Annotated in this window: 17 protein-coding genes; 10 read left to right on the top strand and 7 right to left on the bottom strand. The window is 31.0% G+C overall.

What is annotated here, in order from left to right; translation table 11 throughout:
* Positions 1-61: 61 nt before the first annotated feature.
* The 5 genes from OLM51_RS04875 to OLM51_RS04855 form a co-directional block, all read right to left on the bottom strand.
* Positions 62-376: a hypothetical protein gene (locus OLM51_RS04875; protein WP_264553274.1), complete on the bottom strand. Its 315-nt coding sequence runs from the start codon at positions 374-376 to the stop codon at positions 62-64.
* 87 nt (positions 377-463) lie between these two features.
* On the bottom strand, positions 464-829 hold the full coding sequence (locus OLM51_RS04870; RefSeq protein WP_264553273.1) for a nuclear transport factor 2 family protein: 366 nt from the start codon (positions 827-829) through the stop codon (positions 464-466).
* Between the two features lie 16 nt (positions 830-845).
* Positions 846-2,423 (bottom strand): S41 family peptidase, encoded by a 1,578-nt coding sequence (locus tag OLM51_RS04865; protein ID WP_264553272.1) that lies wholly within the window; start codon positions 2,421-2,423, stop codon positions 846-848.
* Positions 2,424-2,855, bottom strand: a complete 432-nt coding sequence (locus OLM51_RS04860; protein ID WP_264553271.1) for a deoxycytidylate deaminase — start codon at positions 2,853-2,855, stop codon at positions 2,424-2,426.
* A 5-nt stretch (positions 2,856-2,860) separates the two neighbouring features.
* A complete protein-coding gene (locus tag OLM51_RS04855) occupies positions 2,861-3,454 on the bottom strand; it encodes a HupE/UreJ family protein (RefSeq protein ID WP_264553270.1) in 594 nt (197 codons plus the stop codon).
* 170 nt (positions 3,455-3,624) lie between these two features.
* Between OLM51_RS04855 and OLM51_RS04850 the strand changes: the two genes are divergently transcribed.
* Positions 3,625-4,056 carry a TerB family tellurite resistance protein gene (locus tag OLM51_RS04850; RefSeq protein ID WP_264553269.1) on the top strand — a complete coding sequence of 144 codons (432 nt, stop codon included), beginning with the start codon at positions 3,625-3,627 and terminating at the stop codon, positions 4,054-4,056.
* Positions 4,057-4,181: 125 nt separating this feature from the next.
* Here the strand turns inward: OLM51_RS04850 and fbp are convergent, their stop codons facing one another.
* Positions 4,182-5,186 carry a class 1 fructose-bisphosphatase gene (gene fbp, locus OLM51_RS04845; protein ID WP_264553268.1) on the bottom strand — a complete coding sequence of 335 codons (1,005 nt, stop codon included), beginning with the start codon at positions 5,184-5,186 and terminating at the stop codon, positions 4,182-4,184.
* Between the two features lie 171 nt (positions 5,187-5,357).
* Here fbp and OLM51_RS04840 point away from each other — a divergent pair, with 171 nt between their 5' ends.
* Both OLM51_RS04840 and OLM51_RS04835 read left to right on the top strand, forming a co-directional pair.
* The gene (locus OLM51_RS04840) at positions 5,358-5,843 is read left to right on the top strand and encodes a GNAT family N-acetyltransferase (RefSeq protein WP_264553267.1); all 486 of its coding nucleotides are present in this window, start codon (positions 5,358-5,360) and stop codon (positions 5,841-5,843) included.
* 238 nt (positions 5,844-6,081) lie between these two features.
* Positions 6,082-7,341 carry an aspartate kinase gene (locus OLM51_RS04835; RefSeq protein WP_264553266.1) on the top strand — a complete coding sequence of 420 codons (1,260 nt, stop codon included), beginning with the start codon at positions 6,082-6,084 and terminating at the stop codon, positions 7,339-7,341.
* A gap of 70 nt (positions 7,342-7,411) precedes the next feature.
* Here the strand turns inward: OLM51_RS04835 and OLM51_RS04830 are convergent, their stop codons facing one another.
* Complete coding sequence (locus OLM51_RS04830) at positions 7,412-7,765, bottom strand: helix-turn-helix domain-containing protein (RefSeq protein ID WP_264553265.1); 354 nt, start codon at positions 7,763-7,765, stop codon at positions 7,412-7,414.
* Positions 7,766-8,209: 444 nt separating this feature from the next.
* On the opposite strand from OLM51_RS04830, the gene OLM51_RS04825 reads away from it, so the two are divergent.
* The 7 genes from OLM51_RS04825 (at position 8,210) to OLM51_RS04795 (ending at position 13,747) form a co-directional block, all read left to right on the top strand.
* Positions 8,210-8,437, top strand: coding sequence for a hypothetical protein (locus OLM51_RS04825; RefSeq protein ID WP_264553264.1), 228 nt, complete (start codon positions 8,210-8,212; stop codon positions 8,435-8,437).
* 80 nt (positions 8,438-8,517) lie between these two features.
* The gene (locus OLM51_RS04820) at positions 8,518-8,724 is read left to right on the top strand and encodes a hypothetical protein (RefSeq protein ID WP_264553263.1); all 207 of its coding nucleotides are present in this window, start codon (positions 8,518-8,520) and stop codon (positions 8,722-8,724) included.
* A 142-nt stretch (positions 8,725-8,866) separates the two neighbouring features.
* Positions 8,867-9,508 carry a hypothetical protein gene (locus OLM51_RS04815; protein ID WP_264553262.1) on the top strand — a complete coding sequence of 214 codons (642 nt, stop codon included), beginning with the start codon at positions 8,867-8,869 and terminating at the stop codon, positions 9,506-9,508.
* A gap of 165 nt (positions 9,509-9,673) precedes the next feature.
* Complete coding sequence (locus OLM51_RS04810; RefSeq protein WP_264553261.1) at positions 9,674-10,195, top strand: TlpA family protein disulfide reductase; 522 nt, start codon at positions 9,674-9,676, stop codon at positions 10,193-10,195.
* Complete coding sequence (locus tag OLM51_RS04805) at positions 10,196-12,358, top strand: peptidase domain-containing ABC transporter (RefSeq protein WP_264553260.1); 2,163 nt, start codon at positions 10,196-10,198, stop codon at positions 12,356-12,358. It abuts the gene before it with no gap.
* 108 nt (positions 12,359-12,466) lie between these two features.
* Positions 12,467-13,321: a carboxypeptidase-like regulatory domain-containing protein gene (locus OLM51_RS04800; protein ID WP_264553259.1), complete on the top strand. Its 855-nt coding sequence runs from the start codon at positions 12,467-12,469 to the stop codon at positions 13,319-13,321.
* Positions 13,322-13,510: 189 nt separating this feature from the next.
* Complete coding sequence (locus OLM51_RS04795) at positions 13,511-13,747, top strand: DUF2007 domain-containing protein (protein ID WP_264553258.1); 237 nt, start codon at positions 13,511-13,513, stop codon at positions 13,745-13,747.
* The last annotated feature ends 22 nt before the right edge of the window (positions 13,748-13,769 follow it).

Below are 13,769 nucleotides of genomic sequence, written 5' to 3'. Positions count from 1 at the left end.
CGTAAAGTATAATATGAACTTATATAACTTATATGGTTTATTTTTTTGTTTGTTTTGATTCTTATTTTACCGAGATAATCTGTGTTACCTTAATATGATTTTCGTCTTCACTTTTCCAGAATTCTCCCTTTACTGACACAACATCTCCTATTTTGAATTGTTTATAGTTTTGCGGTCCACCCACATTTACAATACTGATTGTTGCAAAGTAAACCTCTTTTGTATCGGTATTAATTTTTGCAGTATAACCATCTTTACCGCCTTCAATGGATTCAACTTTTCCAGAAACTGCTTTAGTCGTATCTTTCATTCCTGCACAAGAGATTAAAAAAGTCATTAAAATGGCCAGAAAACTTATTCTTTTAATATTTTTCATGTTTATGTATTTAAACTGCAAAGTAAGCTTAGAGCTGCCTTAAATCAATTAATTTATGCTTTAAGCTATTATTAGTTTATTCAAAATTTATGTCAGAACAATACAACTTCCGGCAATAACTTTTAACTCTTCATCAAATTGTTTCCAAACCCTTATATATTTTAAAACACCGTCAATTCGATTATTATCATATGTCCCTTTTAGCGAAACAACAACGGTAACCACAGCCGAATCACCGATAATATTTATTACCTGATCGGTAGCTTCCAATGCTTCAATTTTCATTTTGCCAGAACGATAAGAATTGAGATCAAACTCTTTGGTGATTGTATTCCCATCTGGTAAGTTAAAAAGCAAATCATCATGCAGTATTCTTTCTAAAGTCAAAACATCGGCATTTTTGATAGCGGTTAAAAGTTCTATTTCAGCATTTGTAACTGTTTCTATTCTCATGACAAAAAATTTGAAGTTATTTTTTCGGATTCAGAATCTTTTTAATCATCGCATCTTCTTTCAAAACCACATCGTAGTAATACATTTCGCCGTACAATTGTCGTGCAAATTCTGCTGTGATATAACGATCTACCAATGCTCTTGTTTTATCTAATTTTAAATCCAGACCCGTCATAAAAATGTAGTTTTTGAATTTCTTGAAGTAAACATCAGTCGTTTTCATTTTCTCTAAAAAGGCAGCAAATTTTAATCCGGAAAAAGCATCTCTGTTTTTATCCAGTTCTTCAAAAACAAAATGCCCCACAATTCCGGTCTGTAATAAATAGGCAACGTTTTCATTTCCGTGCTCTGCTTCCAGCGGAACAAAAACATCCGGAACAATTCCACCGCCTCCATAAACGATTTTACCTTTTGGGGTTTTAAATTTTAAAGAATCGGCCACTTTTATACTGTCTTTTGCATAAAGCTCACCAGATTTAACACGTGATTCTGATTCTTTAAAATAATCTTCGTTCCCTTTTTTATACGGTTTCTGAATAGATCTTCCGGTTGGTGTATAATATCGTGCTACGGTTAACCTAACTGCCGACCCGTCATTGAAATCCATTTCTCTTTGCACTAAACCTTTACCAAAAGAACGACGTCCAACAATGGTTCCGCGATCATTATCCTGAATAGCTCCTGCCAAAATTTCGCTCGCAGAAGCGCTATTTTCATTAATTAAAACATATACTTTTCCAGTCTCAAAGCTTCCTGCTTTTGTAGCATAGGTTTTCTCTGTAGTGCCATTTTTATTTTTAGTAAAAACAATTAACTGTTTGTCTTTCAAAAATTCATCGGCGATAGCTATAGCTTCTTCCATATAACCTCCGCCATTATCGCGTAGATCAATAACCAAAGATTGAATCCCTTTTTGTTTTAAGTTTGTTAGACCGGTTTTGAATTCATTAAAAGTGGTTTCGGCAAAACGATTGATTTTGATATAACCTGTATTACTTCCAACCATTAAAGATGCATCGACACTTTTTATCGGAATAACATCTCTTTTTACCTTGAACTTAAGCTTTTTTTGTTCTGATTTCCTAAAGACGGTTAACTCAATTTCAGAACCTTGCAACCCTTTTAATTTGGAAAACAAACTATCTGAAGGAAGTTTACGCCCATATAATTTTGTTTTTCCTGCAAATAAAATTCGGTCACCAGATTTTAAACCTGCTCTTGCCGACGGACCATTTTCTACCGGTTTAATTATGGCTACAGAATCTTTGTACATATAAAAATTGATCCCGATTCCCACGAAATCACCTTTCATACTTTCGGCTACTTCAGCTTGCTCACTTGGCGGAATATAAACAGAGTGCGGATCTAATTTTGACAAGATATTATCTACTGTAAGGTTTACAATAGAATCTGTATTGATACTGTCGACATATTCGTTGTTAATAAAATCGATCAGTTTATTAAGTTTGGTTTTAGAGTAATTTTTAGCCAAAAACTGATCATCTGCGGGAGCATTCATCACGCTTCCGAGAACTATACCAAGAGCAAGAGTCGCTCCGATAACGATTGGCAAATATTTTGAATTAAATTTCATTTACTCTTCCAGAACAGGAATATGTTCTACTTCAATCCCTGCTTTTATTAAAAATTGAATTCCGGAATCATCTCGATATCCATCTTTATACACCACTCTTTTTATTCCTGACTGATGTATTAATTTGCTGCATTCTTTGCATGGAGAAAGTGTAATATATAAAGTGGCTCCTTCACAGGATTGTGTTGATCTTGCTACTTTTAAAATTGCATTTGCCTCAGCGTGCAATACATCCCAGCGTGTTAATCCTTCTTCATCTTCACAGCAATTTTCAAAACCAGTTGGCGTTCCGTTATAGCCATCAGAAATAATCATTCTGTCTTTAACTATAATAGCTCCAACTTGTTTACGTTTGCAATACGATAAAAGACTCCACTCTTTGGCAATTCTCAAATAGGCTTTATCGTACTTATTTAATTTTTTTACTTCCATTTATTTTATCTGTTCCATATTGGGCTTTCAATAATCATCGGAATTACAACTCCAACAATAAAAGCAGACATTACAAGTACCCAGTCGCGCTTTGAAAAACGAAATACAGTCTGAACTATATATGATAATACCAAAACAACGAAAACAACAACAAGCTGTGCAGCTTCGATTCCTAAAGCAAATTCGCCTAAAGGTATTAATTTTGAACTTGCAGATCCTCCTAAAATAGTTTTAAAATAGTTTGAGAATCCAAGTCCGTGTATGATTCCAAAAAACAATGTTACGAAAAAGATCAGATTTACACCATCGTTTTTTGTTGCTTTACCAGCAGTAAATAAGTGATATAAAGCTGTAATCAAAATCGTTATCGGAATTAAAAATTCAACAAGATTAACTTTTACTGCTATAATTCCAAAAACAGAAAGTATCAATGCAACGGTATGACCAATTGTAAAAACAGAAACCAAAAGCAAAATACGCTTCCAGTCTTTAAATGTGTAAGGAACTGTTAGGGCAATTAAAAAAAGAACATGATCGTAGGCGTTTATATCTAAAACATGTTTTAATCCTATTTGAAAATAAATCCAAAATTCTGACATAGGGGCAATAATATTAAATGATTAGGGGATGTAAACTTACGATTTATTTTGAAAATTTCGTAAAGTCTCTATTTAAAACAACGCAGAAAAATAAGTTAAATTTTATGAGAAATTTAAAAACATTAAATTAAAATAACTTTTATCTTTGTTTAATAAAAACCTTATTAATTATGCCATTTTCAGAATTATTTGACAACGAGTTCAAACAAAGAAACAGAGGACATTTCTCTGCTATTGTGCGTGTAGCTTATGCTGACGGAAAAATTAATGACGAAGAAAAAGCGTTTTTGGACAAACTAGCTTCAAGATTAGAAATTTCGGAACAAGAATACAAAGAAATCCTTAAAGATCCATGGAGTCATGATATCAATCCACCATATCTATATGCGCAACGTCTGGAGCGTTTATACGATTTGGCCAGAATGGTTCACATAGATCACCATTTAGGAGATCAGCAGGAAGTAATGTTAACCCGTATGGGATTAGCATTAGGTTTTACGCCTGGAAACGTAAATCATATCATCAGAAAAGCATTGTCTCTAATTGACAAAAAAGTAGATTTAGATACTTTCCTTTTCGAAATGGAAAATATGAATAAATAATTTTCAGTTTTTTAGAGCTCTGTTTTATACAGATTCTGAAATTGAAACTAAACTTAATTATAAACCCGACAGATTTTAGAAATCTGTCGGGTTTTGCTATTTATATCTAACTGAACACTGAATACTTATTCAGCAGCCATAAACTCTTCTGCTTTTTCTACCATACTGTGACTTCCGCAGAAAAACGGAACTCTCTGATGAAGTTCAGTTGGCTGGATTTCCATAATTCTTCCAAAACCATCTGTAGCTTTTCCTCCAGCTTGTTCTGCAATAAAAGCCATTGGATTACATTCATATAATAAACGTAATTTTCCTTTTGGCGCTTTTGAACTTGTAGGATAAATGTAAATTCCTCCTTTGATCATATTTCTATGAAAATCGGCAACTAAACTTCCAATATATCTTGAAGTATAAGGTCTGTCCTCTTCTTCACGCTGACAATACTTGATGTAATTTTTTACTCCTTGCGGAAAATGAACATAATTGCCCTCGTTAACCGAATAAATATTTCCCTTTTCCGGAAATTTCATATTCGGGTGTGAAAGGTAAAATGTACCAATTGCAGGATTCAGTGTAAAACCATTTACACCATGTCCTGTAGTATAAACCAACATAGTCGAAGTTCCATAAATTACATAGCCTGCTGCCACCTGATTGATTCCCGGTTGTAAAAAATCCTCGCTTGTTACCGGAGTTCCTATTGGTGTAATTCTTCTGAAAACAGAAAAAATAGTTCCCACAGAAACATTCACATCAATGTTTGAAGATCCGTCAAGCGGATCCATTAAGATCACGTACTTATTATTATGACTGTTGTCGCTCCCCTGAACAGTAATAAAATCGTCGTTTTCTTCAGAAGCAATACCACAGACAATCTCACGGTTTATTAACGTCTGGATAAATACTTCGTTTGCATAGACATCTAATTTTTGCTGGTCTTCTCCCTGAACATTCTGTTCGCCTGCGGCACCAATAATGTCCACTAGTCCGGCTTTGTTTACTTTATAGTTTACGACTTTTGCCGCCAAACGTATAGAGTTAATGATTCGGGAAAGCTCCCCCGACGAATACTGAAATGCTTTTTGGTTCTCAATAATAAACTCTCCCAGTGTTTTATTGCGTTCTTCCATTGCTATATCGTTGTAGATTTAATTTTAAGTCACAAATATCGTTTTTTTTGTGAGAATGATTTAAAAATTATTTTGTTAGTTTGCTACTATTGTATATTTGCTAATAATCAGCAAAAAGCACCTTTCAAAACAATGCTTTTTTAGCTAATAAACATCTAATAATACGAATATATGAATATTAGAAAAGGAAATCCTCAAGACATGAAATCGGTTTTAGGATTAATACAAGAGCTGGCAATATTCGAAAAAGAACCCGAGGCTGTAGTAATTACAGAAGAGGATTTAATACGTGATGGTTTTGGCGAAAAACCATTGTTTAATGTTTTTGTAGCAGAAATTGAAAATGATGAAAACCAAAAAGAAATAGTTGGAATAGCCTTATATTATTATCGGTATTCGACCTGGAAAGGAAAGACAATACACCTTGAAGATTTAATTGTAAAAGAAAAAATGCGAGGTACCGGTTTAGGATCGGCGCTTTATGCTGAAATCATGAAACAAGGCAAAAGAGACAACGTTCGAAGAATAGACTGGAATGTTCTGGATTGGAATACTCCGGCAGTTAAATTCTACGAGAACTCAGGCGCAAAAATTCTCGAAGAATGGAGAGTGGTTCAAATGGATGAAGCAGGGATTAATTCGTTCTTAGAAAAATAAAAAAGATTTTTCTGCCACAGATTAAAAGGATTAAAAAGATTTTACAATCTGTGTCGGTTCGCCACGACCCGAGCGATAGCGAACAGGCGAAGCAATTCCACTGATTTTCACTAATTAATTCGTGCCAATTCGTGAAATTCGTGGCAGAAAAAAGACACACAGCAGTGCGTCTCTACAATTCAATTGGAATTTGAGTTTTAAAAAATTGGAATTTTATAAAAAAACAGCATATATAAAAATGAGAGTATTTAAATTTGGAGGAGCGTCTGTAAAAGATGCAGATGGAATTAAAAACGTTTATGACGTTTTGCAAAAAGTAGGTTACGAAGATGTGATTTTGGTTGTTTCGGCAATGGGAAAAACCACAAATGCTCTTGAAGTTGTAATCAAGAATTATTTTGAAAAATCGACAGAGTTAAACGCATCTGTTCAGGAAATAAAAAAGTATCACAATCAAATATTATTAGATCTATTTGAGGATGAAAAAAATGAAGTTTTTACAGCTGTAACTGCTCAGTTTTCTGAATTAGAATATTTCCTGGCACACAATAAATCGCCAAACTATAACTTTGTTTACGATCAGGTAGTAAGTTTTGGAGAATTAATCTCTACAACGATCTTAAGTCATTATATGAATTTTAGAGGAATTCAGACCAAATGGCTTGACGTTCGTAATTTTATCAAAACAGACACAACCTATAGAGATGCCGAAGTAGATTGGGAAACTACTCAACAAAACATCAGTAAAAATGTACCACGCAAGATGCTAAACATTACGCAGGGTTTCCTTGGTGCCGATGAAAATAACTTCACTACAACTCTTGGTCGTGAAGGTTCTGATTATACTGCCGGAATTTTTGCATATTGCTTAAATGCCGAAAGTGTAACAATCTGGAAAGACGTACCCGGAGTTATGAATGCCGATCCGCGTTATTTTGAAAATGCAAGTTTACTGAATCAGATTTCTTATCGTGAAGCGATCGAACTGGCTTTTTACGGAGCAACTGTAATTCACCCAAAAACATTGCAGCCGCTACAGAAAAAAGAAATTCCGTTGTACGTAAAATCATTTATCAACCCATTATTAAAAGGAACATGTGTTTCTAAAGGAGTTGATTTGGAGCCTCAATATCCATGTTTCATTGTAAAAAGAGAGCAACTTTTAATTTCGCTTTCTTCAATTGATTTCTCTTTTATTATGGAAGAAAACATCAGTGAAATTTTTGGTTTGTTTCATGAATTCAAAATCAAAGTAAACTTAATTCAGAATTCTGCTATTAGTTTCTCTGTTTGTGTGGAAGATAAATTTGGAAATTTCCCTGAACTGAATGCTATTCTTTCGAAAAAATTCAAAGTAGAGTTCAGCGAAAATGTAACTTTATATACTATTCGTCACTTTACCGAAGAAGCTGCACAAACTGTTGAAACCAACAAAGAAGTTTTACTAAAACAAGTGAGCCGTGAAACTATGCAGATTGTGACTAAAGATTTAAATTAATATTGCTTTATAAAAGGTAATTATTCAATTCGACTATATTAAAAAAAGCTTCGCTTCTGGCGAAGCTTTTTTAGTTTTTCCTCTTATTAAGATTTCTAATAATTATTTTTAGATCTTCAATTTGTAATTCATATTGTCTTATTATTTTCCGGTATACGCTTAACATTGCAATTTCAGTTTGAAGTTCTGTATTCATTAAACTTTCAAACACAGCATCTCCTAATTCTTTTTTAACTAATTCTTCAGGAGTTATTTCAAATACCTGGCAAATTTTATTAAAATGGCTTGCCCATGAACTGCTTTCACCACGCTCCATTCTTGCATAAGCAGACTGCGAAATATTTAAACGATCTGCAACCTCTTCCTGCGACATGTTTTTAGATTTTCGCAATATTTTTAAGTTATTACCTACAATCTTATTCATAATTAACATTTTAAAACAAATATAAATATAAGAATTGTTTTACAATTATTCGGATTTAGACTTTAAATAACCGATTTTCGACTAAGACATTTTTTAAACCTTCTATACTTTTGAAAAGTATTAATCATTAAATTTTTATATCAATGAAAAACGACAGATTATTCAAACTTGATTTTAGGAGTGTATTTGCCTTTACTACTATAATAATTTTAATCTTATGTATCAATTCCTTAATTGAAACTCTTTTTAACAATGAATCAACGAAAAACCTTCTATATGTCTGCATTAGAGTTGTATCTGCAATCCTACTCTGCATCGGGTCAATTTCAAATTTAAGAAACAAGAGAATAATTGAGTTAAGGAGGAGCCATCATTAACTATAATAAAAAACAAAATTTTATAACCTTTAAATTTTTAGCTATGAAAAAATTAGAATTAAATCAAATGGAAACTTTGATAGGGGGAGCTAATGTGCAATTAAAAGATGCAAATCAATACGATGCGACACATGAAGGTGGTGGTAGCTTTTTAACAAGCTGTGCAGGGGCATCTGTTGGTCTATTAATAGGATTTGCAGGTCTAGTAGCTGGTGGTGCTTCTGTTGTAGGAGCAGGAATTGGTGCAGCTGGCTTCATATATGCTTCTGCTCAGTGGGGGGCAAGTTGTCGTTAAAAATCAAACTAACCGTTAAAAACACGAAAAGCAAAAATAAATTACTAAAAAAAAGTAATTTCAATTAAACTTCAAAAATCATGAAAATTAACAAAGGTGTACTGTTCATTTTACTTGTGATTTCCTTATTTTATTTAGGCTTAACCTTAAGTTGGTTATTTGAAAGAAAAAATTTTGATGATTTAAAATTTTCAGATTTCAGATATTCGATAGGGCCATTTTTATCCTCAATCGCAATTTTTATAGGATACATAAATGCTCTTAAAAAAAACAAAGAAAAGTTATAAACAAAGAGTTAGAAACAAAAACTAATCTAATGATAGCAAATAGAAGAGCATTATCCTTTAAAAGATAATGCTCTCTACAAAAAAATATACTTAACGTTTATTTTTATGTCAGTAAAAAATACCCATAATTTCAAAATCTCTAATGCAAAAAAAAAAATACAGGTCCCTTTTTAAGTTTATAATTCTAGCTGTAGCATTTGTACTTATTAATAAAATAACAAACGATCTATTAAATATAAACCAACTACTTCAACATTTTATGTCTGATCTTTTAACACAAAGAGAAGTAAATAACTTTATAGAATTTCAAGATAAATGGTATTGGTTAACTTATTTATACATTCCTTTATTAATCTTAATTAAGACTTCTGCAATTTCTCTAATTTTATATGCTGGACTGTTTTTATTATCAAAAGAAACAAAGTATAATCAATTATGGGATGCAACTATAAAAGCAGAATTTATTTTTTTGTTAGTACCCGTTTTTAAAATTATATGGTTTTACTTCTTCCAAACGAATTATGATTTAAATGATATTCAATATTTCTATCCACTCTCAGCCCTTAATATTACGGGTTATAAAGATTTAGAAACATGGTTTATTTATCCATTTCAAGTCTTAAATTTTTTTGAGTTTTTCTACATCATTTACTTAAGTTTTCAAATTGGCAAATTAACCAATACAAATGCTGATTATGGTCTAAAAATAGTTGGAATAAGTTATGTCCCTGCTTTGTTTTTATGGGTAGCAACAGTAATGTTTTTTACACTTAATTATAGTTAAAATGTCAAAACTTAAAAAAGTTCTTTTCGTATTATCCTGCATCATGATTATAATTTACATAATCAGATACTTTTTTTATGACACTAATTTACTTCATGCCTTATCAGGGATCGTTTCAATGATCTTACTAATTATTATAACCTTATTAAAGGAAAATCAAGAAAAATGAGAAAATCACTTAAAAGCATTTTTATCTTATTATTTGTAAGCACTTTTCTTTTTCTAGGCTATCAAATACTCTCCAAAATAAATTATAAAAAAGAAGTTCAGCAAAACATTAAAACGATTCCTAAATTTTCTTATCAAAATATAAAAGGAGGAATTTTTACCAATGAAAATTTAAAGACAGAAACTCCAACTATTTTTATTTACTTCAATACAGAATGTGAATATTGCAACGAAGAAGCTCAAATGATACATAAAAATATAAAGAAATTTGAGAGTGTTCAAATCATCTTTGTATCATTTGAGAACATCGAACAAATTAAAAATTTCGCTCAAAACCATCAACTGATTAATTATGATAATATTCATTTTCTGCATGACAGTAAAGCTACTTTTACTTCTACATTTGACGTAACCTCACTGCCTTGCATTGTACTTTATGACAAAAATCAAAAACTAATAGAAAAGATAAAAGGACAAACAAAACCTGAAAACATAATCCAAAAGTTAAAGAAAGAATAAGTGCCTACAATAAATGTAAAACAGATTACAAAAACGCATACCTTACAATTAGATCAATCTGATTGTGGTCCCTCTTGTTTATTATCTATAATAAAATTATACAATGGAAATAGTTCTTTAGAAAAAATTAGAGAATTAAGTGGTACAACAAAGCAAGGCACTACTATGCTAGGTTTATATCAAGCAGCAAATAAATTAGGTTTTAATGCTGAAGGATGTGAAGCAGATATTAACTCTCTAATAAAACATAATAAACCTGTTATTCTACACTTATTAATAGAAAATCAATTAGAACATTATGTCATTTGCTATCAATACTCTGAAAAAGATGGATTTTTGATTGGTGATCCAGCAGTAGGTATTTACAATATGCCTATAGAACTGTTAGGGAATTTTTGGGTTTCCAAAACCTGTTTAACTCTTGAACCAAATGATTCTTTTATCACTCAAAAAATGGAACAAGACAATAAAAAAGAATGGTTCTTAAATCTTCTAAAAGAAGATTACAAACTAATATGGATTTCTACTTTACTTGGTGTTTTCGTTGCAGGCCTTGGATTAGCAATGGCTTTATTTTCTCAAAAACTTGTAGATGATATTCTCCCATCTAATAATGTCACAAAATTAATTTCAGGTATTATTCTTCTTGCCGTTCTCTTATCAGCCAGAGTAGGAATATCTATTTTAAGACAATATTTTCTTCTTAGGCAGTCAAAAGATTTTAATAATCGAATAAACAATTCTTTTTTTAGTGAACTATTACAACTTCCTAAATCTTTTTTTGACAACAGAAAAACAGGTGAACTAGTTTCCAGATTAAATGATACACAACGTATACAAAATGTAATTAAGCTTCTAACAAGTTCCTTAATAATAGACATATTGGTATCGATAATTTCAACCGTATTTTTATTTCTCTATTCATGGAAAATGGGATTAATCTGCATTTTAAGTATCCCCGTTTACTTTTTCATAATTTATCGCAAGAATAAAAAAATTCTAGAGTCTCAAAAAAAAGTAATGCAAAGTTCTGCCGTTAATGAAAGCAATTTTATAAATACAATTCAAGGAATTTCAACTATAAAAACAGATAATAAACAATCTATTTTTAACGAACTCAATCGGCATATTTTTGCCCAATATCAAGATCAGATATTTAATCTCGGAAAAATCAATATAACCTTATCTTGGCAATCTGGCTTGGCAAATGTCGCGTTCATTATCGGAATTTTGATTTATACTTCTATGCAGGTTTTTAATAACGAAATTAAAATCGGAGAACTAATGGCAATATTAGGCATTTCTGGTTCTTTGCTTCCTTCAATTGCCAATTTAGCTTTAATATCCATTCCTATAAATGAGGCTAGAATTGCCTTTAATAGAATGTATGAGTTTGCATCAATTGAAAAAGAAAATGAAGAAGGTTTTAAAATTCAGGAAATCAATAAAATTTCGATTCAAAAACTCTCATTTAGATTTGCAGGAAGAAGTGAGCTTTTTCATGATGTCAATATTACACTTGAAAAAGGAAAACTTACTGCCGTTGTTGGTGAAAGCGGAAGTGGGAAAAGTACTCTAGGGCAGATATTACAACGTTTTTATTCATTTGAAAATGGAAAAATAATTGTAGATAATAAACATGAACTTCATGAAATTGAGCTTAAAAACTATAGAGATTTATTAGGTGTAGTTCCTCAAGAAATTACGATTTTTAATGGAAACGTAATTGACAATATTCTACTTGGAGAAATCGACACAGCTGAAAACATTTTAACCTTTATTACTGAATACAGTTTTGATATTTATTTCAATCAATTACCTCAAAGTTTAATGACAATTGTAGGTGAAGAGGGAATTAATCTAAGTGGCGGACAAAAACAAATTATTGCATTCGCAAGGGCGTTGTACAAAAAACCGCAGTTTTTAATTCTCGATGAAGCAACTTCTGCAATGGACAGAAATACTGAAAACTTTACAATCCAACTGCTTCAAAAAATAAAATCAAATTGCGCTGTATTATTCATTTCTCATCGTCTGAACAAACTTAAAAATATAGCAGATACTATTTATATACTGGAAAATAAAACGATATCTAAATTTGGCAATCATCAACAATTGATGGAAACCAATAATTTTTATAGCGATTACTGGAAAGATAAATAATATCAATAACTAAATGTCATTCAGGATGCGTATAAAATTTTGAAGCATAAAATATATAAATACACCTACTCAATGGACATATCCTTGTTAACTCTACAAATTTGATTTATGAAAACAACAACAATGATAAGAGCAATTAGCATTATATTATTATTTAGTTTGAGTAATGTTTTTTCTCAAGAGAGAATAATTAAAGGCTCAGTTTTAGATGATCTAAAAAAACCAATTCAATATGCTAATATTGGAGTTTTAAGCAAACCAATAGGAACAGTTACTAATAATGAGGGCGAGTTTATACTAAAGATAAATGATTCACATATTTTAGATACATTAAAAATTTCGTCACTTGGCTTTAAAAGCAAGGAATTTATAATTAAAGACTTATTGGATAATAAGATATCCGATATTTATTTAGAAAGCCACGTTGAAGAACTTGAAGAAGTCTTAATATCTTTTGATAATCTAAAAAGCTACACAGAAGGTAAAGAAAAAACTAAAAGTAAAAATCAAGTTTTTTTTGCTAATCCAGAAATTAAAAATATAAATTTAGGATCCGAAATAGGCAGAAAATTTATACTTGGTTCAAAAAAACCAAGTATAATAGAAGGATTTAAATTTTACATTAAAGAGAACAACTATGAAAAAATTAAGTTTAGAATCAATATTTATGGTATAAGCAACGAAATCCCTTCAAATAGAATTAACAAAATTGACATTTATTCAGAAGTACAAAATACAAAAGGTTGGATAAATGTAAGTTTGGCTGACTACAACATCGTAACAAAAGATGATGTAATCGTGACTGTCGAATGGATCGAAGCATCCAAAACAGGAGATAAATTAAGCTTCCCTCTTCTTATACCATCTTTCAATTCCATTCATTATTATAAACAAAGTGCACAATCACAATGGAGAAAATATAAAATGATATCATCTGCAATGTTACTAACTTATAAACAATAAAATATTAATACGATTCTGAAATGATTTTTTAATAGATTCTCTAGGCAATAAACCCAACAGTTCCAATATAGAATTATTCCCCAAAAAAAACTCTCTCAGAATCAGGAAATCATAAAAAACTAATGGAAACCAATAATTTTTATAGCGATTACTGGAAAGAAAAATAATTAATCTCAATGGCAAATAATCATGATAGAAATTTTCAGAGGCTCCCATATTGAAGCAATAAATATTAAAAATTTATTAGAAAATAATGATATTCCAGTTTTTACTGTTAATGAATACATGTCCAGCATTCAGCCATGGTCTGTTTCTGCCGGAGGTAATGCTCCCGTAATTCTAAACATACGAGAAGAAGACTTAGAAAGTACTAAGAAGATAATAGATGATTACAATACCGGAAAATATGATTTGGATATAAAATAGCTTCTCTTTTTCTAATACACTA

Source organism: Flavobacterium sp. N2038 (assembly GCF_025947185.1).
GTDB lineage: Bacteria > Bacteroidota > Bacteroidia > Flavobacteriales > Flavobacteriaceae > Flavobacterium.
The sequence above is the reverse complement of the archived record's forward strand: the minus strand, read 5'-3'. Positions and strand labels throughout refer to the sequence as shown.